We start from the raw sequence: 18,741 nt of genomic DNA, 5'->3' as shown, positions 1-18,741 counted from the left end.
CGGTGCGGCCGTTGTCGGTGCCGGCCGGGCCCTTGACCACTTCGACCTGCTGGATGTTGAACACGTCGCGCGAGACGGCACCCAGGTCGCGCACGCCGTCCACGAAGATGCTGCTGGAGCTGTCGAAGCCGCGCATGTAGATCGCATCGCCGGTGCTGGTGTTGCCGTTCTCGCCCAGGAAGAAGGTGCTGGCGCCAGGGGTGTTGCGCAGGGCCTCGGTCAGGGTCGATGCGGCCTGCTCGCGCAGCACCTGTTCCTTGACGACCGAGATGGTCTGGGGCGTGTCCAGCAGCGGCTGGGTGAACTTGGGCGAGGAGACCGTGCCGGCCTTGTAGCCTGCATCGCCCGCCGATTCGACCTTCACCTCCGGAAGGGTGCCGCTGGAGGCGGTCTGTGCCTGCGCCGGCATGCCCAGTGCCACGAGGGCAGCCGCAGCGGCCATGCCGACGGAGTTGACGCGCGCGCCCGCGGCGGGGTGTTTGCGGCTCTTGATGTATGTAGTGTTGTGCGCCATGGAAGGACCGTGTGAGTGAGAGACCGGAACTTGGCTGGCTACTGGGACAACACGGCACGCCGCGGCAGGCGCGGGTGCCTGCCGTTTGGCTGGCTGGAATCTCGCGGCTGGTGGCCCAGCGTGCAAGGAACGTTAAATGATAACTACTATCATTTAAAGGTGATTGCATCTCGCTGCAATGCCAGCGGATTCGCCCCAAAAAACCGCATGGAATGTCGCATCACGGCAACAGGCGGATCCACCATCCACCCGAAAGAGATCCGGGTGCCCGAAAAGGCGGCGTGGCCCTCAGGCGTTGTGCAGCAGTTCGCCCCGGCGAACCGCAGCGCCGGAGCGCACCAGGTCCTCCATCAGGCCCTGCAGCCAACTGCTTTCTTCCTGGTCGGCAAAGTGGCGCTGGTGCAGCATGCCGAAGTAGGGCGTGGCCTGGGTCCAGGCCGTGAGCTCGGCCAGGCTGATCTGCTGCCATTCGAGCAGCTTGTACTTGAGCAGCACCTTGGCGGCGTACAGCGCATGCTTGTGCGGGTTGCGCACAAAGCCGTCGAGCCGGCGGCGTGCACCTTCAATGGCACGCGGGGCATCGGAGAACACCGGCCCGTGGCCCGGGATCACCGTGCGTGGCGCCAGGCGCTCGATCAGGTCCAGCGTGGCGCCCACCTGGGCAAAGGCGTCCTCGCCTTCCAGCTCTGGGAAGACCACGCCGAAGCCGTTTTCCCACAGCGCATCGGCCGAGATCAGGATGGCATCGCGCGGCTCGAACAGCACGATGGAATGCGTGTCGTGCCCCGGCGCGGCATGCACCTGCCAGGTGCGGTCGCCCAGCAGCACGCAGGAGCCGGGGTCCAGCAGCGTATCGGCACGGAACGGCGGGCACTGCTGGCCGGTGGGCGTGTAGCTCAGGGCATAGGGATCCCACTGGCGCACATGGCGGGCCTGGCCGGGCGGTATGGCGGTGAGCACGCGCGGCCAGGCCTTTTGCAGCGCGGCATTGCCGCCGCAGTGGTCGCTGTGCAGATGGGTGTTGAGCACACGGTCCAGGGGCCTGCCGCCCAGGGCCGCCTGCACCAGCGCCACCGTCTGCTCGGAATGGCTGCAGTAGCCGGTATCGACCACGGCAGTGTCGTAGTGTCCGACGAACACGATGTTGTTGGCCGACAGCCAGCCGCGTTCCAGCACGGCGATTCCGGAGGGGAGAAAGGGCGTGGCAGAAGCAGGCGTGGACATCGGGATGGGCTGGCAGATGGCTTGGCGCAGCGGTGGCCCCGCTGCTGCGATCTGCCAGCCTAACCCAGTGCAAACCTCCGCCGGGTTATCCAAAACCCGTGCGTAGGCAGTTGGAGTGCATCAGAACGTGACTGCCATCAAAACGTCACACCGGCGCAGAGGATCACGTTCGCATACGGTGTGCACTCCCCCGTTCGCACCATCACGCGGGCCTCACGGCACAGGCGCTTGAAGTCTTCGTGCGGCAGCGCCTCGGGCACCACGGGCAAGGTGCACCAGCCGGGCAGGGCGCCCGCGGCGCGCTCCACGGCTTCCGTTGCGATCAGGGCGCGCTCGACCTGCATCTCCGCAAGCACCGCCTGCAGCACATCGGCCAAGGCCGGGATGCCGGGCGTGAGCGCCAGGTCGATGCGGCGCGGGCCGGGCGGAATGGGCAGGCCCACGTCGCCGATCACCAGCATGTCGCCATGGCCCAGGCTGGCAATGGCGTGGGAGAGTTCGGCGTGCAGCAGGGGGGTGCGTTTCACAGGGGGATCCAGTCGGGTGGCAAGGGGCTGGCCGCCACGGCGGCCCGGGTCGGGATGGAGGGCTGCGCGCCGGCCTGCGTCACACACAGCGCGGCAGCGCGGATGCCTTCGCGCACGGCGGCATTCAGGGGCTCGCCCTGGGCCAGGGCCACGGCCAGGGCGCCCAGGAAGGTGTCGCCCGCGGCGGTGGTGTCAACCACCTTCACCCGCATGCCAGGGTGGTGCGTGCTGCTCAGGGTGTCGGCGGCCACGGCACCCGCGGCGCCCAAGGTCACCACCACCTGGGCCGGGCCCAGGCCGCGCAGCGCCTGAGCGGCTACGGCGGCGTCGGCTACGGTCTCCACGGCCGTGCCGGCCAGGGCCGCAGCCTCCACCTCGTTGACCACCAGGGTGTGCACCAGCGGCCACAGGCCGGCGGGCAGGGGCTGGATGGGCGAGGGGTTGAGCAGCACCGGGCAGCCGGTGGCAAACGCCTGCTGTGCGGCAGCCAGCACCTGGGGCAGGGGGGTCTCGAACTGCAGCACCAGGCTGCTGGCATGGGCCAGCACGGGTGCGAGTGCCCGGGTGTCGAGTGCGAAGCGGCCATTGGCACCCGGCACCACGACGATGCGGTTCTGCCCGCTGGCCTCCACGGTGATGGCGGCCACGCCCGTGGTTTCGGCCGGGGCGGCCTGCACCCCGCTGTGGTCGATGCCGTCTTGCGCGAGGCCGGCGCGCAGCGTGCGGCCATAGGCATCGTCGCCCACACGGCCGAACAGATGCACCTGCGCACCCTGGCGCGCGCAGGCCACGGCCTGGTTGCCGCCCTTGCCACCGGGCACCAGGTGCAGTGCCTGGGCCAGCACGGTCTCGCCGGGCCCGGGGGCCTGGGCCACCTGCAGCACCAGGTCCATGTTCAGGCTGCCCACCACGGCGATGGTGGGGGGGGCGTGCTTCACTGCGCCCGTCATGGCAGGGCCGGTGCCGTGGAGGCACGTACGCGCAGTTCGGGCTGCAGCATGACCTTGCGCGCATCCTGGCGCTTGCCATCGATGCGTTCGAGCAGCATGTCCACCGCCAGCGCGCCGATGCGCTGCTTGGGCTGGGCCACGGTGGTCAGCGGCGGGCTGGTGAAGGCGGTGAGCTCGATGTCGTCGAAGCCCACGATGGACAGCGCCTCGGGCACGCGCAGGTCGCGTTCGTGGGCGGCGCACAGCGCGCCCATGGCCATCAGGTCGTTGCAGACGAAGACGGCGGTGGGGGGCTGCTGCGCACGCAGCACGGCATGCATGGCTTCATAGCCGCCCTGGCTGGTGAAGTGGCCATGCCACAGCAGGCCTTCGCCTGTGCCGCAGCCGGCATCGGCCAGCGCGCTGCGCCAGCCGGCGATGCGCTGCTCGCTGGGCGCAATGCCCTCCGGCCCGCCGATGCAGGCGATGCGCCGGTGGCCCAGCGACAGCAGATGGCGCGTGGCCAGCAGGCCGCCCTGCATGTGGGCGGTTTCCACCAGATCGCAGGGCTGCTGCTCGGCCAGCTCGATCTCGCGGTCCACCAGCACGGTGGGGATGGACAGGCCCGCCAGTTGCGTGGGCAGGGTGGCGTCGTGGCCGGTGGAAACCACGATCAGCCCGTCGATACGCCGCTCGGCCAGCACCTGCAGGTAGCTGCCCTGGCGGTGCGCCTCGTCATTGGTGTTGCACAGGATGAGGTTGTAGCCCGCGCCGAAGCAGCGGTCCTCCACCGCATGCACGATCTCGGCGAAGTAGGGGTTGGAACTGTTGGGGATCAACATGCCCAGCGTGCGCGTGTTGTTGCTCTTCAAGCTGCGTGCAATGGCGCTGGGCACATAGCCCAGCTCGCGGATGGCTTTTTCCACGCGCGCACGGCCTTCGGCGCTCACGTGGCGCGTGCCGTTGACCACGTGGGACACCGTGGTGACCGATACGTCGGCGTGCCGCGCGACGTCTTTGATGGTAGCCATGCAGGAAATCAGGAAAGGTTCGGATACAAGGGGATCATGCCGCGGCTGCGCGGCGCTGGCGCAGGGTGTCCACGATGACCGCGGCGACGATCACTACGCCCGTGATGATGCGCTTGCTCGGCTCGCTCGCACCCACCTGGGCCAGGCCGGCTTCCAGCACGGCGATGATCAGCACACCGAAAGCGGTGTTCACCACCGAGCCGCGACCGCCCATCAGGCTGGTGCCGCCGATCACCACGGCGGCGATCACCTGCAGCTCCATGCCGGTGCCGGCATTGGGGTCGGCCGCCTCCAGCCGGGCCGACTGCATCAGCCCGGCCAGGCCTGCCAGCAGGCCGGTCACGGCGAATACGATGATGCGCACGGGCCGCGGGTCCACGCCCGCCAGGCGCATCGCCTCTTCGTTGGTGCCGATGCCCACCACGCTGCGGCCGAACACCGTGCGTGTGAGCACCAACTGCGCCACCACCACCAGCACCAGCGCGATCAGGAAGGCCACCGAGATGCCGCCGAGCACCGGCGCGGCCAGCCACGAGATGGCATCGCCCACATACTGCGTGCGTGAGTCCGTCACCACATAGGCGCCGCCGCGCACGGCTTCGAGCATGCCCAGCGAGACGATGAAGGTCGGCAGCCGCCAGGCCACCGACACGGCACCGGTGACAGTCCCGCAAATGAGCCCTGTGGCCAGCGCCAGCAGCGCGGCGGCCGGCACGCTCCATTTCCACTGCACGATGGCCGCGGCCGAGGTGGCGGCGGAAAGCGCCATCACCGAGCCCACCGACAGATCGATGCCTGCGATGATGAGCACGAAGGTCATGCCCACAGCCATCACGGCCAGCGCCGGGATCTCGTTGGCGATGGTGATGAAGGTCTCGGCGCTCCAGAAATACTCGGAAAGCGTGGAGAACAGTGCCACCATGCCCGCCAGCACGGCCAGCAGCCCGAGGTAGGTTCCCAGTTGGCTGCGCCAGGCGGGCGTGGGGCGGGGCGCCACGACGGTGGCAGGGGATGCGGGGGCGTTCATGCGGTGGCAGGAGAAGAAGAGGGGGAATGCCCAGGGGCGTCACGGCCGCCCGGCTCGGAAAATGCCGCGGCCAGCAGCGATTGCTCGGACCACTGGCCGCGCTCGAACACGGCCACCAGGCGGCCGGCGCTCATCACGCCGATGCGGTCGGCCATGGCCATCAGCTCGCGCAGGTCGGACGACACCATGAGCAAGGCGCGACCGTTGGCGGCCATGCGGTCAAGCTCGCCGTAGAGCTCGGCGCGTGCGCCCACGTCCACGCCGCGCGTGGGTTCGTCGAGCAGCAGCACCCGGCCTTCGCGGTGCAGCCAGCGCGCGAACACCACCTTCTGCTGGTTGCCGCCCGACAGCGTGCCCACGGGCTGCTCGGGGCTGCGGCAGCGGATGCCCAGCGTCTGGACGAAGCCCTGCACCAGGCGGTTTTCCTTGGCGCGCTGCAGCCAGCCCGCGCGCGAGATCGCGGACAGGTCGGACAGCGTGGCGTTGACGCGAATGGACTGGGCCAGCAGCAGGCCCTGGGACTTGCGGTCTTCGGTGACCAGGCCCACTCCGGCCGCGATGGCCTGCATCGGTGAGGCAAAGCCGCGCGGCAGCACGCGCGGGTCGGTGTCTGGACCGGAGTGCAGCGTGACACTGCCCCGGTCGGCGCGGTCCGCGCCGAACAGCAGGCGCACAAGCTCGGTGCGGCCCGAGCCCACCAGGCCCGCCACGCCGAACACCTCGCCCGCGCGCAGCTCCAGGCTCACGTCCTGCACGGCCGTGCCGCGGCCCATGCCCTGGGCGCTCATCACCACCGGGCCGGCCTTGCGGCGCGAGCGGTGCTCCAGGTCGCTCACGGAGCGGCCCACCATGCGCTGCACCAGGTCGTCCTCGCTCAGGCCGGCCATGGGGCGCGCATCCACCAGGCGGCCGTCGCGCAGCACGGCCACGCGGTCGGCAATACGGCGCAATTCTTCCAGGCGGTGCGATACGTAGACGATGGCCACACCGCGCGCCGTCAGGCGCGCGATCTGCTCGAACAGATAATTGGTCTCGCGCGGCGTGAGCATGGCGGTGGGCTCGTCGAGCACCAGGATGCGCGTGTCGTCCTGCAGGTTGCGCGCGATCTCCACCATCTGCTGCTGGCCGATGCCCAGGCGCGACACCGGGGTGGCCGGGTCGATGTGCTCCAGGCCGATCTTGGCCAGTTGCGCGCGTGCGGCGGTGTGCAGCGCATCCCGCCGCAGCCAGCCGGCGCGGTGCGGCAGCCGGCCCATGAGCAGGTTCTCGGCCACGGTGAGCGTGGGCACCAGGCCCAGCTCCTGCATCACCATGCGCACGCCCAGGCGCTCGGCCTCGCGGCGCGAGGCGGGGGCATAGGTCTCACCGGCCAGGCGCATGCCGCCGCGCGTGGCCTGCTCCAGCCCGCAGACGATCTTGGACAGCGTGCTCTTGCCCGCCCCGTTCTCCCCCGTGAGCGCCAGCACCTCACCGGCGTTGAGCGCCAGTGTCACGCCTTCGAGCACGGTGGCGGTGTAGTCCTTGCCCACTGCGTCGATCGACAGCAGCGGGGCGGCTGGGGGCGGGGAGAGCGGCCGGGTCATGGGCAGAGGTTACTTGCTGCCCTTGGTAATCAGCACCACCTCGGTCTTCACCTCGGCGGGCAACTGGGCCTGGGGCGTCTTGGCGGCAATGGCCTTCTGGGCCAGCTCGATACCGAACACGGCCTGCTTGGCGGCGTACTGGTCGGCGGTGGCCAGCACACGGCCATCGGCCAGCATGGGCTTGATCGCGCCGATGTTGTCATAGCCCACCACCTGAACCTTGCCGGTCTTGCCCGCGGCCTTGACGGCGGCCACCACGCCCAGTGCCATGCTGTCATTGCCGGCCAGCAGGGCCGTGAGGTCGGGGTGCTCGCGCAGCATGCCGGCAGCGACGGTGTTGCCCTTCTCGATCTCCCACTGGCCCGACTGCACGCCCACCACGTTGATGCCGGCGGCCTGCATGGCATCCTTGTAGCCCAGGGTGCGTTGCTGCGCATTGAAGGTGGTGGACACGCCCTCGATGATGCCCACCTTGTCGCCCGACTTGAGCGACTTGGCCAGGTGGTCACCCACCAGCTTCGCACCGGCGCGGTTGTCGGGGCCGACGAAGGGCACGGTGAGGTTCTTTTCCTTCAGCGCATCGCCGTCCAGGCGGTTGTCGATGTTGACCACGATGATGCCCTTGTCCACGGCGGCCTTGACGGCCGGTACCAGGGCCTTGGAGTCGGCCGGCGCCAGCACGATGGCGCTGACCTTCTGCGCCACGGCCTGCTCGATCATCTTGATCTGGGCAGCCGTATCGGTCTCGTTCTTGATGCCGTTGGCCACCAGCGTGTATTCGCTGGCGTGGGCCTTCTGGTGCGCCTTGGCGCCGTCTTCCATGGTGCGGAAGAACTCGTTGGCCAGCGATTTCATGACCAGGGCGATCTTGGGCTTGTCCTGCGCCCACACGGGGCTGGCAAGCATGCCGCCGAGCACGGCAATGGCGGCGGCGGTCTGGACGGAACGGCGGGTGAACTGCATGGTGTCTCCTGTTGGAATGGTGGGCATGGCACGGCCACCGAGAAGCCGCGCGCAACGGCGCGAAGCCCTGGCGGCGTGCCCGGCCAGTGCGGTGTCGCAGCGCGATCATAACGTTAGCAATCGTTTGCGCAAACGTTTGCTAATTGGTGTTAACCCGCAATGCTCTCCCGTCGAAGAGCCCTTGAGGTCAATGAAAATGGCGTACGGTATGGCCGCGGCACGCAAAAAAAGGGCGCCGAAGCGCCCTCGAAAGTGGTGTGGCCCGCGCCGTGTTCAGGCCGTGGGCGAGCGCAACTCCCGGCGCAAAATCTTGCCCACATTGCTCTTGGGCAGTTCATCGCGGAACTCGATGTACTTGGGGCGCTTGTAGCCGGTGAGGTTTTCCTGGCAGAAGCGGGCCACGTCTTCCTCGCTCAGGGCCGGGTCGCTCTTGATCACGAAGATCTTGATCGCCTCGCCCTGCTTTTCGTCCGGAATGCCGATGGCCGCGCACTCCACCACGCCGGGGCACAACGAGACGACCTGTTCCAGCTCGTTGGGGAAGACGTTGAAGCCGCTGACCAGGATCATGTCCTTCTTGCGGTCGATGATGCGGGTGTAGCCGCGCTCGTCCATGATGCCGATGTCGCCCGTGCGCATGAAGCCATCGGCAGTGAAGGCCTTGGCATTTTCTTCGGGCTGGTTGTAGTAGCCGGTCATGACGTTGGGGCCGCGGATGCAGATCTCGCCCGATTCGCCCTGGGCCAGGCTGTTGCCCGCATCGTCCTTGATGGCGATGTCGATGCCCGGCAAAGGCAGGCCGATGGTGCCGCTGAACTCGGTGTTGGTCACCGGGTTGTTGGTGCCAATGGCGCAGGTCTCGCTCATGCCCCAGCCCTCGATCATGGTGTTGCCCGTGACCTTCTGCCATTGCTTGGCTGTGCCTTCGGAGGCGGCCATGCCCCCGGCCTGCGACACGCACAGGTGCGAGAAGTCGAGCGCTCGGAACTGCGGGTTCTGCAGCAGGGCGTTGAACAGGGTGTTCACGGCCGGCAGCATGTGGAAGGGGCGCTTCTTGAGCTCGGCCACGAACTTGGGGATGTCGCGCGGGTTCGGGATCAGCGTGAGGCTGGAGCCCTGGCGGATGGCCAAGAGGCACAGCGTGAGCGCGAAGATATGGTACAGCGGCAGGGCGGCGATGCTGTTGGCCTTGCTGAGATCGCCCACCTTGGAGAGAGCGGGCGTGAACCAGGCCTCGGCCTGCAGCGTGGCGGCCACGATGCAGCGGTGCGTCAGCACCGCGCCCTTGGACAGGCCGGTGGTGCCACCCGTGTACTGCAGGAAGGCAATGGAGTCGAGCGTGGCCTGGCTGGGGGCCAGCGTGCGGCGCTCGCCCAGGGCCAGTGCCTTCTTGAACGGCATGACCTTGCGGCCGTTGGTCAGCGGCAGCTCGTAGGCCGGCACCATCTTGGCCAGGTGGCGCACGGCGAAGGTGATCCAGTGGCCGAACCAGAAGCCCAGCAGGTCGCCCATGGAGGCCATGACCACATGCTGCACGGCCGTGTTGTCGATCACCTCGGCCAGCGTGTGGGCGAAATTCTCCAGGATCACGATGGCCGTGGCGCCCGAGTCTTTCAACTGGTGCTGCAGTTCGCGTGCCGTATACAGCGGGTTCACGTTCACACAGGTGTAGCCTGCGCGCAGCACGGCGGCCATCGTCACGCCGAACTGGGGCACATTGGGCAGCATGATGGCCACGCGCGCCCCGGGCTCCAGGCCCAGGCCCTGCAGATAGGCGCCCAGGGCGCCGGACAGGCGATCAAGCTCGCCGTACGACATCCACTGGTCCATGCAGACCGAGAACGGGCTCGATGCATTCTTGCGGAAGGATTCTTCCAGCATATGGGCCACAGAGCGGTATTGCTCGGGCTTCACGTCATGCGGGACGCCCGGTGGGTAGCTCTTGAGCCAGATCTTTTCCATGCGCTTTCCTTGTGCTCACCAGTAGATAGATGGGCACAGATTGTGGAAGTGCAGGCAGTAAGGCGGCTACCGGGCTTGTCCTAGGGTGCGGGCCAGTTCGGTCCCCGAGGTGACAGCATCGCCGTCGAACAGCAGGCTCATCAGGGCTTGCTCGCGTTGCTTGATGGTGGCCAGGAACTCTTCGACCGCACCGCGCTGGCGTGCCAGCTGGCCGAAGGTGTCGAACCCGGCTTCGAGGAATTGCTGCAGCGCGCCCATGCCGGCCGCCGTGGCCGGCCCGCGCATCATGCGCAGCATGGTGCGCAGGCCGGGTGCCCGGGTCAGGCGCGCCAGGTCGCGGCCCATGGCCAGCACGCGCGCAAGCTGTTGCTGGCGCCCGGCGCGCTGGCCCACGGCGCGCCAGGCGCTGGTGTAGCGCATGGCCTCGGGTTCGGCCTTGTCGGTCTGCAGCCAGGCGCGGCCCATGTCCTGGTCCAGGTTCTCGGTCTGGGCGTGCAGCACGGCCAGGGCCACGGCCGTGTCCACCACGGGGCGCGGGAACATGGTCTGCAGCGTGCCGGCGATGCGGCCGAACTGCTGGTCGCGCGCCGTGTAGTCGCGGTCGCTGTAGAGTTCTTCCAGAAAAAAGCGCGCTGCGGGGCCGAACGCGGGCGAAGTCATCAGGTCCGCATAGGTGCCCGCAAAGCGGCGCGCCTGCAGGGTCTTGATGGTCGCCACGGCGACCCCCAGGGGCGCGTCCCCCGTGCGGTGCAGGCGCAGGGCGTTGACATCGGCAATGCTGTCGCGGATGGTCTGGGCCGCGTCCATAGGTCCCTCTCGTGTGGCCGCACAATGCAGGCATGCCATTAGACCCTGTTCAAAATGCTCTTGAACAGCCGCCGTTGACCGGAAACAACTCCACTGCAAACCATGATTGCGCGCTGGCAAAAAATCCTCCTCTTGATCCTGGCACTGGCCGAGACCGCCTGGCTGGTCTGGCAGTGGCCGCAATCCCCCGCTCGGGCGCTGGCCGGCGCGCTGCTGCCACTGGCCCTGTTCTGGCTGGTGATGGCCGTCGAGTTCGTGCTCATGCACCACCTCAACCGGGGCGATGGCGCGCCCCGCGCGCGCGTTGCACAGGTGGTGCGCGCCTGGTGGGCCGAGGTCTGGGTGGCCTTGGTGGTGTTCTGCTGGCGCCAGCCGTTTCGCCACCAGGCCGTGGGGGACTGGCTGCCGGCTCAGGCCACGGGGCGCCGCGGCGAGGTGCTGGTGCAAGGCTTCATGTGCAACCGGGGGCTGTGGCTGCCCTGGCATGGGCCGCTGCGCGCTCAAGGCCATGCCCATGTGGCGGTGAACCTGGAGCCGGTGATGGGCTCCATCGACGACTATGCCGCGATCATCGAAGACGCCGTGCTGCGGGTGACGGCCGCCACCGGCATGGCGCCGGTGCTGCTCTGCCACAGCATGGGCGGCCTGGCGGCACGTGCCTGGCTGCGCGCGCATGCGGCCGATGCGCGCGTGCACCGCATCCTGACCCTGGGTACGCCGCATGGCGGCACCTGGCTCGGGCGCTTCAGCCGTGCCGTCAACGGCCGCCAGATGAGCCTGGCGGGCGATTGGGTGAAGGGGCTGCTGAGCGTGGAGCCGCAGGGGCGTGCCCAGCGCTTCGTGTGCTGGTACTCCAACTGCGACAACATCGTCTTCCCGGCCAGCACCGCGACCCTGGCGGGTGCGGACAACCGTTTCCTCGATGGCCCGGCGCACGTGGAGATGGCGCTTCACCCCGAGGTCATCAGCGCCTGCCTGGCCGAGATCGGCAGGGGCTGAGCTCACCGGTGCCTACTCGATCTTGATCTTGGCGGCGCGGATCAGGAATTCGTACTTGCTGTTCTCAGAGCGCACGAACTGCGCGAAGCCATCGAGCGTGAGTTCTTCGGGCGTGATGCCCATCTGCTTGAACTTTTCCTTGCCGGCAGGCGATTGCATGGCGGCCGTGAACGCCGCGGCATAGCGCTGGGCGTCCACCTGCGGCAGCGATGCCGGGGCGAACAGCCCGAACCAGGTCGACACGTTGAAGCCCTGCACCGAATCATTGATGCTGGGCACCTGAGGCAATGCCTCGTTGCGGCTCAGGGTGGTTACGCCCAGCGCGTGCAGCTTGCCCGAGCGGATGTGCGGCAGTGCCGATGCGAGGTTGTCGAACACCAGCAGCACCTGGCCCGACTGCAGCGCCGCCAGGGCCGGGTTGGATCCCTGGAAGGGCGTGTGGCCCATCTTGGTGTTGGTGAGCGACTTGAACATCTCGGCCGAGATGTGGCCGATGCTGCCGTTGCCGCCCGAGCCGTACTTGGCCTGGTCGGGGTTCTTCTTGAGATACTGCACCAGGTCCGGCGTGGTCTTGATGCCCAGCTTGGTGGCCTGCTCGGCATTCACGACCAGCACGTTGGGCGTGCGGGCCACGAGCGAGATGGGCTTGAAGTCCTTGATCGGGTTGTACGGGAAGTTCTTGTACAGCCAGGGGTTCACCGCATGGGTGGCCACGGCTCCCATCAGCAGCTGGTTGCTGCCGGCAGGAGACTTGGCCACCAGGTCGGCACCGGTTCCACCGCCGGCGCCGGGCTTGTTTTCGACCTTGATGGCACCCAACTGCGCAGCCGCGCCTTCCGCGATGATGCGGGCCGAGGTGTCCAGCGGGCCGCCCGCAGGGTAGGGCACCACGATGGTCATCGGGGCGGAAGGGGTCTGGGCCAGTGCGGCGGTGGCCAAGCTGGCCAAGGCCGCGCTGAACAAGATGCTACGGAGCGACATCGGGATCCTCAAGAGTTCCAGGATCGCGCAGTATATGCACCCGTACAGGGTTTACCCTTTGTTACTGTCCGAACGGTCAAACCACCCGTCTCTGCGGGTGCCTGGCCGCCGTCCTGGTTCAGCGCGCAGAAGCGCCTGCTTGCAGGGCGCGCAGCGCCAGGGCCGCGTCCACACGCTGCAGTTCTTCGGTCGTGAACAGCTGCTGGCGCAGGGCCTGCGCAGCCGCTTCGCCATGCTGCGCACGGGTGTGGCTGAGTTCCTCGAGCCGGCTCTGCCAATGCTGGTCTTCGCGGTCGAGCTGGGCCAGTGCATGGGCCGCCTGCTCCCCGAACTGTGCGCTGCGCGCCATATGGCGCTGTACGTCGCCCACACCCTGTGCATTGAAGGCCGCAGTCTGTGCCGCGGCGTCCAGGTGGGCTGTGGCCGCTGTGCGCTCGGCGCGGCGCTCGGGGGCGAGCTCGGATTCGGCAGCGCGCAGCGCATCGCTGCGCTGCTGCGGCGAGAGCTGGGGATTGCGCGCGATCTCCAGCCGTGCCAGGGTGTAGCGGTCGAGTTCGGCTTCCTGCGCAAACAGGGCGTCGTACTCTTCGCCCTGGAAGTACTGCTGCCGCACTTTCTGGCGTGCCTCCATGGCGTCGCGCAAGGCACGCGGATCGCTGGGGTCACGGGGGGCCGACAAGGCCCCCAGCGCCACGCGGTAGTCCACATAGCGCTCGGCCAGGGCCAGGGCGCGGGTGGCCAGCGCGGCCGGGAAATGCTGGCCCACCAACTGCGCCAGGCGTTGCTTGAGCGCATCGGGGTCGCTGGCTTCGCCGGCCTCGAAGAGCATGGCTTCCAGCGTATTGCGCAGGCCGGGCACCAGCAGGGGGTCGGCCCCTGCGGCCGCCTGCGAGGCGGCCGAGGCCGCGGCAAGCGCCGCGGACGCGGGTGAGAGCGTTGCCGATGCTGCACTGCCCGCGGGCACCGCCGCAGCTGCCGCAGGCGCAGCCGCGCTGGCGCCAGGACCGGTGCCCTGGCCCGCCGCGGTCCGCCAGGCGCGCCACCCGAGCACGGCCGCGACCATCACCACCAGGGCGATGGCGACAGTCACGGCAGGGCGGGGAAGGCGGTCCATGGCAGCGATCATCGCAAAAATTACAGGCCGGCGGCCTTGAGTCGGTTGGCCTGCTGGCGGTACAGCGTGACCGGATCGGTCGAGAACCAGTCGCGCAGGCCCACCAGCTGGTTCACCTCATCGAGGTGGTTCTGGCGGTGGTCACCCAGGTGCGTGCCCAGCCGCGAGGAGCAGGCCGAGACCAGGCCGTCGTTGGCTTCGCCGAACACCAGGCCCAGCACGCCGAGCAGGGCATCGCTGGCGTCGAGCACATTGGTCAGCGTCTTGGTGCCGGTCCAGGAGTAGTAGCGCACGCCGTTGACCAGCTCCGCTCCGTTGCCGCAGCCGGAGGTCGGGACCCCCTGTGGGAAGCGCCGGTTGAAGGCGGCCGATCCATTGGTGGTGAGCGAGTCGAGTGCTGCCGTGGGCATCTGCGGCAGGCCGGTGCCGCCCGAAGTCAGGTTGATCAAGGCCACCAGGGCAGTGGCGGCGCCATTGGCGATGGTCTCGGAGACCGAGCCAGCGGGCGCCACGCCGCGCATGATGTCGGCCACGCGCGAGCCGCGGTTCACACCGCCCACCGAGGTCACCGAGGCCACCTTGCCCGGGGCCACCCCGGCCACATAGCGTGCCGTGGGGCCGCCGTGCGAGTGGCCCACCAGGTTCACCTTGGCTGCTCCCGTGATGGCCAGGATGTTCTTGACCTGGGCCAGCAATTGCTCGCCGCGCACCTCGGTGCTGTTGGCCGCCGAGACCTGGGCGACGTAGACCTTGGCACCGCCCTGGCGCAGCGCGTCAGGGATGCCGTAGAAATAGTCCACGCCCAGCGCTGAATCAAAGCCGAACAGCCCGTGCACCAGCACGATGGGGTAACGCGTCTGCGTGTACCCGGCCTGTGCATGGGCACTGGCCCCGAGCAGCAGTGTCGAAGCGGTAGCGGCGAGCGCCAATCGCCGCAGAAGGCGGCCAATGAAACCGGTCATGTGCTTGTCTCCGTTGATGGATATTTTTGGTTTGCGCAAAATAGAACGGTCGTTCGTTTTTGCGGTATTCATTGTTCTTTGGCAGGCCCCTGTGTCACTATCGGGACATACCCGAGTTTGATGAAGGGCCATCGCGGCGGCTTCATTTTTCGTAAAATCCTGAGCAATGACTGCTTTCAACGCACTTGACAAGCTGGATCGGGCCATCCTGCGCCGTTTGCAGGAAAACGGCCGCGAGACCTACGACGTGATCGGCGAGCAGGTGGGGCTCTCGCCCAGCGCCGTGCTGCGCCGGGTCAAGCGGCTGGAAGACGCTGGCGTGATCGCCCGCTATGTCGCCCTGGTGCCGCCCGAAGCCGTGGGCCTGGGCCTCACGGCCTACCTCAACGTGCGCCTGGAAAAGCACACCGAAAGCCACAAGCGCAACCCCATGGACGTGTTCCGCGCCAGCGTGCAGACCTGGCCCGAGGTGGTCGAATGCGCCTCGCTCACGGGCGAGATGGACTACCTCCTGCGCGTGGTGGTTGCCGACATGGCGCACTACAGCCGCTTCATCATGGACACCTTGCTCAAGCACCCCAGCGTGCAGGACTGCAAGACCAGCTTCGTGCTTGACCGCGTGAAGGCGACGACCGCAGTGCCCGTGTGACAATGCGCGCGCCGTGGCGCTCCGCCTGCGCGCAGGAAAGGCCGGACTGCCACCCATGATCGCCATCGACGACCTGCATTTCGGCTATGGCCGCGACGCGCTTTACCAGGGCTTTTCGGCCCAGGTGCGCCAACCCGGCATCTACGGCCTCTTCGGGCGCAACGGCAGTGGCAAATCCACCCTGCTCAAGCTCCTCTGCGGGCTGCTCACCCCCTGGGCCGGCCGCATGCAGGTGATGGGCCATGTGCCGCGCCAGCGGGCGGCGGACTTCCTGGCGAGCATCTGCATCGTGCCCGAGGAATTCCACCTTCCCAACCTCACGACGGCGCAGCTGGCGGACACGCAGGGCGTCTTCTACCCGCGCTTTTCCAAGGCCCTGTTCGGGGCGTACCTGGACGAGCTCGAAGTGCCCACCGCCAGCCGCTTCGAGGCCATGAGCCTGGGGCAGAAGAAAAAGGCGGCGATCGCCTTCGCGCTGGCCACGGGCACGCCGCTGCTGCTCATGGACGAACCCACGAACGGCCTGGATATCGTGGGCCGGGGCCAGTTCCGCCGACTGGTGCAGCGGCCCGAGCATGCCGAGCGCGCCGTGCTCATCAGCACCCACCAGGCGCATGACCTTGAAAGCGTGCTGAGCCACATCTGGTTCATCGACCAGGGGCAGCTGGCGCTGTCGGCGCGCATGGCCGATCTGGCCGGGGTGCTGCGCACCGGTGTGGCCAACAGCGCGGCGGACCTGCCGGCACAGGAGGGCCTGCTCTACCAGGAGCGCATTGGCCAACAGATCGCCTATGTGGCGCTGCGTTCGCGGGGTGACGCCCCCACCGCGGTGGAGCACACCGTGCAACTGGAACTGCTCTACAAGGCAATGAGCCTCAACCGCGACAGCATGCTGGCGGCGTTGGCGCCATGGCAGCAGGACGCCGTGGCGCAGGAACCAGCATGAGCATGGAATTCATTTCTGTACGCGGGCCCGAATCGACGACCTTCTCCTGGCCGCGGTGGCGGCGCCTGGCCCGGGCCCATTGGGCAGAGCAAAGGTCTACGTACCTGGGGCACCTGCTGGTCTGCAGCCTGCTCTACATCGCGCTGCTGTTGTTCATGCTGGGGGTGTCAGGCTTTGCGGCCTTCCAGACCAGTATGCAGGCGGCGCTGTACTTTGGCGGGCTGTTCCTCACGGGCTTCGTGTTTGCCGGTCGCTACTTCAGCGCCGTGGCGCGGCGCGAGTCGGCCTTGCTGGCACTGATGCGGCCTGCATCGGTGTTCGAGAAATGGGCGCTGTGCGTCGTGGTCGTGGCCATCGCCTACCCGCTGGCCTACAGCCTGCTGTTCCTGGCGATTTCCTGGCCGGTGCAGCAGGCCGCCATCGCGGTGCGCTCTGCCCTGGAGCCCCAGGCCTTCAAGCCCGAGGACTATGCGCTCTTCATGCCACTGGCGAAGATGGCCGCGCGGCAGGCCATGCCGGCCGCCCAGCAAACAGGCTTGCTGATCGCTGTCTGGACCCTGCAGGCCTTTGCCGTGGCGGGTTCGCTCTACTTCGGGCGGGCCTCCCTGCTCAAGACCCTTGCCCTGGGCTTTGCGCTGTTCGTATCCACCGCGCTGGTGGCCTCCATGGCGGGTGCGCAAGGGGACGTGCTGTTTGCATGGTGGTCGTCGCGCCGCTTTGCATCGCTGGACGCGGGCATCCATGCCCTCAATGCGCTGCTGTGGATCGGCCTGCCCGCCTTGCTGTGGCTGCAGGCCTACCTGCACCTGCAGGAAAAGGAGCTGCTGTGAGCTCCACCACCAACCGGCGGCGTGCTCCGCACCGGCTCGGGCGCTGGCTCTTCGTGGCGACGCTGGCGTTGTTCTGGGCGCTGTTGATCACGAGCGGCATGGACCGTTTCCAGAGGCCCGGGCCTACCGCCGTCGCTTACACCGTCGAGGCCCAGTCGCTGGAGGGAGTCACCGGGCTGAGGCTGGAGGAGGCGGGCGACAATGCCTCGAAGATGTCGGTGCGCGTTGTGCTCGACGATGTGCCCGAGGTGCGGATCATCGTGCAGTCGCGCCGGGGCGATGGCGATGAGCCGGAGACACTGCCCGGAAAGTTCCCGTGGCTCACTGCGGCCCGCGAAGGCGACACGCTGGTACTGCGCTGGACCCAAGTCCGGGGGCTCGGCGCAGCGCAACCCAGGCGGCACGGAAAATCCTCGGTGTGGATGGACGAGATCGTGCTGCCTGCCCGGTTCAGGCATCTGGCACTCACCCGGGCCCGCATCGAAGCCCAGGCCCCCGTGGAGCGGCTGGAGGTGGTGGGGCAGGCGATCGCCGTTCGTGGCACGGTCACGCACCTCGATCTGTGGTCCACACAGTGCCGGCCCTGTGGCGCCTGGAAGGTGCCCGGAGTTGCCGAGGATGTGGCCCAGTGCGCGCAACGCACCCGCCGGGGCACGGCAGCGCTGGAAGTGAATGCGGCCCGAATGCGCTCGCTGAGGGTGGATGCCCGCGCCGGGCAGCTGGATCTGTCGGAAACCCAGGGACTGGAGAGCGCGGTGCTGCACCTGGGCAATTCCGTCGCACTGTCGGTGGATCGTGCAGCCGTGCTGAAGAAGGCGCGCAGCAGCTCCGGGGATGCGGCCCCGGGTGTGCCTGTGGCGTGCAGCGTGCCCGCCACGGCACCCACGCCCGTGCCCGTGCTGTCGGCATACACATCGCAGGCCGAGGGCCCGCCCATCCGCAAGGTGCCTTGAACCATGGAGGGCCGGCAGCGGGCAGCCCCGCCCGGCCAGGGGGTGTTGCTCTTGCATCCCGTGCGCGACAGGCATAACGTGGCGCTGCCAGGATGTCGGCCCATGGCGGCTGGCGCGTACCCGGTATGTCCGCTGCCTTGCTATGGAATCGAGAGCGTCTGACGTAGGCTGAGCATCATTTCAACCGACTTCTTGAAGGAACTCGACGTGCCTCACTATTTTGCTGCGCCGCAGCAAAAATCACTGGAAATTCCTAGGGAAAACCCTTATATTTGGAGCTATGTTCGCTACCAAAGACTGGCTCAAGGCATCCTGGGACGCAGGCCGGGGAATGCTGCGCCCGGTCACGGGGCGTCCCCATGAGAGTGAGGGCAGCATGTCGGCACCACTGATGGTTCCCATCCGTTCGCTCGGGCCTTCGTACCGCGAGCGCATCACGGCCCACCTGTTGCAGCTGGAGCCTGCCGACCGCTACCTGCGCTTCGGCTACGCCGCCAACGACGAGCAGATCCGCCGCTATGCGGACCAGCTCGACTTCAACCGCGACGAGATCTTCGGCATCTACAACCGCCGCCTGGAACTCATCGCCATGGCGCACTTGGCCTTTTCCGAGCACCCCGAATACGAGCATTGCGCCGAGTTCGGCGTGACCGGACTCAAGCTGCCCCGCGGCCGCGGTTACGTTGCGCGACTGATCGATCGGGCAGTGATGCAGGCCCGCAACGAAGGGGTTAACATGG

General features: G+C 67.9%; 18 protein-coding genes and 1 pseudogene. 6 read left to right on the top strand and 13 right to left on the bottom strand.

From position 1 onward, the window contains the following. The 10 genes from ACK59X_RS12870 to ACK59X_RS12825 form a co-directional block, all read right to left on the bottom strand. On the bottom strand, window positions 1-514 hold a 514-nt coding region (locus ACK59X_RS12870), incomplete at its 3' end, for a TonB-dependent receptor plug domain-containing protein (RefSeq protein ID WP_409957716.1). Between the two features lie 288 nt (window positions 515-802). Then, window positions 803-1,738, bottom strand: a complete 936-nt coding sequence (locus tag ACK59X_RS12865; protein ID WP_409957715.1) for an MBL fold metallo-hydrolase — start codon at window positions 1,736-1,738, stop codon at window positions 803-805. Window positions 1,739-1,875: 137 nt separating this feature from the next. Next, on the bottom strand, window positions 1,876-2,265 hold the full coding sequence (gene rbsD / locus ACK59X_RS12860; protein WP_409957714.1) for a D-ribose pyranase: 390 nt from the start codon (window positions 2,263-2,265) through the stop codon (window positions 1,876-1,878). Beyond that, window positions 2,262-3,215, bottom strand: a complete 954-nt coding sequence (gene rbsK / locus ACK59X_RS12855) for a ribokinase (RefSeq protein WP_409957713.1) — start codon at window positions 3,213-3,215, stop codon at window positions 2,262-2,264. Before rbsK ends, rbsD begins: the two co-directional genes overlap by 4 nt. After that, the gene (locus tag ACK59X_RS12850) at window positions 3,212-4,225 is read right to left on the bottom strand and encodes a LacI family DNA-binding transcriptional regulator (protein ID WP_409957712.1); all 1,014 of its coding nucleotides are present in this window, start codon (window positions 4,223-4,225) and stop codon (window positions 3,212-3,214) included. Before ACK59X_RS12850 ends, rbsK begins: the two co-directional genes overlap by 4 nt. 34 nt (window positions 4,226-4,259) lie before the next feature. After that, the gene (locus ACK59X_RS12845; RefSeq protein ID WP_409957711.1) at window positions 4,260-5,252 is read right to left on the bottom strand and encodes an ABC transporter permease; all 993 of its coding nucleotides are present in this window, start codon (window positions 5,250-5,252) and stop codon (window positions 4,260-4,262) included. Next, window positions 5,249-6,835 (bottom strand): sugar ABC transporter ATP-binding protein, encoded by a 1,587-nt coding sequence (locus ACK59X_RS12840; protein ID WP_409957710.1) that lies wholly within the window; start codon window positions 6,833-6,835, stop codon window positions 5,249-5,251. Before ACK59X_RS12840 ends, ACK59X_RS12845 begins: the two co-directional genes overlap by 4 nt. A 9-nt stretch (window positions 6,836-6,844) precedes the next feature. Further along, window positions 6,845-7,798 carry a sugar ABC transporter substrate-binding protein gene (locus tag ACK59X_RS12835; protein ID WP_409957709.1) on the bottom strand — a complete coding sequence of 318 codons (954 nt, stop codon included), beginning with the start codon at window positions 7,796-7,798 and terminating at the stop codon, window positions 6,845-6,847. A gap of 273 nt (window positions 7,799-8,071) precedes the next feature. After that, window positions 8,072-9,760: an AMP-binding protein gene (locus ACK59X_RS12830; protein WP_409957708.1), complete on the bottom strand. Its 1,689-nt coding sequence runs from the start codon at window positions 9,758-9,760 to the stop codon at window positions 8,072-8,074. 66 nt (window positions 9,761-9,826) lie between these two features. Further along, a complete protein-coding gene (locus tag ACK59X_RS12825) occupies window positions 9,827-10,567 on the bottom strand; it encodes an FFLEELY motif protein (protein ID WP_409957707.1) in 741 nt (246 codons plus the stop codon). Between the two features lie 102 nt (window positions 10,568-10,669). Between ACK59X_RS12825 and ACK59X_RS12820 the strand changes: the two genes are divergently transcribed. After that, entirely contained in the window at window positions 10,670-11,566 is an 897-nt protein-coding gene (locus ACK59X_RS12820; RefSeq protein ID WP_409957706.1) for an esterase/lipase family protein, read from the top strand. Between the two features lie 12 nt (window positions 11,567-11,578). Here the strand turns inward: ACK59X_RS12820 and ACK59X_RS12815 are convergent, their stop codons facing one another. The 3 genes from ACK59X_RS12815 to ACK59X_RS12805 form a co-directional block, all read right to left on the bottom strand. Continuing rightward, the gene (locus ACK59X_RS12815) at window positions 11,579-12,547 is read right to left on the bottom strand and encodes a Bug family tripartite tricarboxylate transporter substrate binding protein (protein ID WP_409957705.1); all 969 of its coding nucleotides are present in this window, start codon (window positions 12,545-12,547) and stop codon (window positions 11,579-11,581) included. 118 nt (window positions 12,548-12,665) lie between these two features. After that, window positions 12,666-13,661: a lipase secretion chaperone gene (locus ACK59X_RS12810; protein WP_409957704.1), complete on the bottom strand. Its 996-nt coding sequence runs from the start codon at window positions 13,659-13,661 to the stop codon at window positions 12,666-12,668. Window positions 13,662-13,681: 20 nt separating this feature from the next. Next, entirely contained in the window at window positions 13,682-14,623 is a 942-nt protein-coding gene (locus ACK59X_RS12805; protein ID WP_409957703.1) for an esterase/lipase family protein, read from the bottom strand. 166 nt (window positions 14,624-14,789) lie between these two features. Between ACK59X_RS12805 and ACK59X_RS12800 the strand changes: the two genes are divergently transcribed. From ACK59X_RS12800 to ACK59X_RS12780, 5 genes and pseudogenes are all read left to right on the top strand, one after another. Beyond that, window positions 14,790-15,272 carry an Lrp/AsnC family transcriptional regulator gene (locus tag ACK59X_RS12800; protein WP_145694738.1) on the top strand — a complete coding sequence of 161 codons (483 nt, stop codon included), beginning with the start codon at window positions 14,790-14,792 and terminating at the stop codon, window positions 15,270-15,272. A gap of 55 nt (window positions 15,273-15,327) precedes the next feature. Further along, window positions 15,328-16,218: an ATP-binding cassette domain-containing protein gene (locus ACK59X_RS12795; protein WP_409957702.1), complete on the top strand. Its 891-nt coding sequence runs from the start codon at window positions 15,328-15,330 to the stop codon at window positions 16,216-16,218. A 2-nt stretch (window positions 16,219-16,220) separates the two neighbouring features. Further along, complete coding sequence (locus ACK59X_RS12790; protein ID WP_409957701.1) at window positions 16,221-17,048, top strand: hypothetical protein; 828 nt, start codon at window positions 16,221-16,223, stop codon at window positions 17,046-17,048. Then, window positions 17,045-18,001, top strand: coding sequence for a hypothetical protein (locus tag ACK59X_RS12785; protein WP_409957700.1), 957 nt, complete (start codon window positions 17,045-17,047; stop codon window positions 17,999-18,001). Before ACK59X_RS12790 ends, ACK59X_RS12785 begins: the two co-directional genes overlap by 4 nt. Before the next feature lie 280 nt (window positions 18,002-18,281). Next, window positions 18,282-18,741: pseudogene (locus ACK59X_RS12780) on the top strand (GNAT family N-acetyltransferase); the annotation flags it as partial.

This window comes from Acidovorax sp. (genome assembly GCF_046339755.1).
Lineage (GTDB): Bacteria > Pseudomonadota > Gammaproteobacteria > Burkholderiales > Burkholderiaceae_C > Acidovorax.
The sequence above is the reverse complement of the archived record's forward strand: the minus strand, read 5'-3'. Positions and strand labels throughout refer to the sequence as shown.

Bases quoted from the DNA above. Each gene is read 5' to 3' on its own strand.
- ACK59X_RS12810 (WP_409957704.1), bottom strand. From the start codon at position 13,661: ATGGACCGCCTTCCCCGCCCTGCCGTGACTGTCGCCATCGCCCTGGTG.
- ACK59X_RS12815 (WP_409957705.1), bottom strand. From the start codon at position 12,547: ATGTCGCTCCGTAGCATCTTGTTCAGCGCGGCCTTGGCCAGCTTGGCC.
- ACK59X_RS12820 (WP_409957706.1), top strand. From the start codon at position 10,670: ATGATTGCGCGCTGGCAAAAAATCCTCCTCTTGATCCTGGCACTGGCC.
- ACK59X_RS12845 (WP_409957711.1), bottom strand. From the start codon at position 5,252: ATGAACGCCCCCGCATCCCCTGCCACCGTCGTGGCGCCCCGCCCCACG.
- ACK59X_RS12800 (WP_145694738.1), top strand. From the start codon at position 14,790: ATGACTGCTTTCAACGCACTTGACAAGCTGGATCGGGCCATCCTGCGC.
- rbsK (WP_409957713.1), bottom strand. From the start codon at position 3,215: ATGACGGGCGCAGTGAAGCACGCCCCCCCCACCATCGCCGTGGTGGGC.
- ACK59X_RS12835 (WP_409957709.1), bottom strand. From the start codon at position 7,798: ATGCAGTTCACCCGCCGTTCCGTCCAGACCGCCGCCGCCATTGCCGTG.
- ACK59X_RS12790 (WP_409957701.1), top strand. From the start codon at position 16,221: ATGGAATTCATTTCTGTACGCGGGCCCGAATCGACGACCTTCTCCTGG.
- ACK59X_RS12840 (WP_409957710.1), bottom strand. From the start codon at position 6,835: ATGACCCGGCCGCTCTCCCCGCCCCCAGCCGCCCCGCTGCTGTCGATC.
- ACK59X_RS12805 (WP_409957703.1), bottom strand. From the start codon at position 14,623: ATGACCGGTTTCATTGGCCGCCTTCTGCGGCGATTGGCGCTCGCCGCT.
- ACK59X_RS12825 (WP_409957707.1), bottom strand. From the start codon at position 10,567: ATGGACGCGGCCCAGACCATCCGCGACAGCATTGCCGATGTCAACGCC.
- ACK59X_RS12865 (WP_409957715.1), bottom strand. From the start codon at position 1,738: ATGTCCACGCCTGCTTCTGCCACGCCCTTTCTCCCCTCCGGAATCGCC.
- ACK59X_RS12830 (WP_409957708.1), bottom strand. From the start codon at position 9,760: ATGGAAAAGATCTGGCTCAAGAGCTACCCACCGGGCGTCCCGCATGAC.
- ACK59X_RS12795 (WP_409957702.1), top strand. From the start codon at position 15,328: ATGATCGCCATCGACGACCTGCATTTCGGCTATGGCCGCGACGCGCTT.
- ACK59X_RS12850 (WP_409957712.1), bottom strand. From the start codon at position 4,225: ATGGCTACCATCAAAGACGTCGCGCGGCACGCCGACGTATCGGTCACC.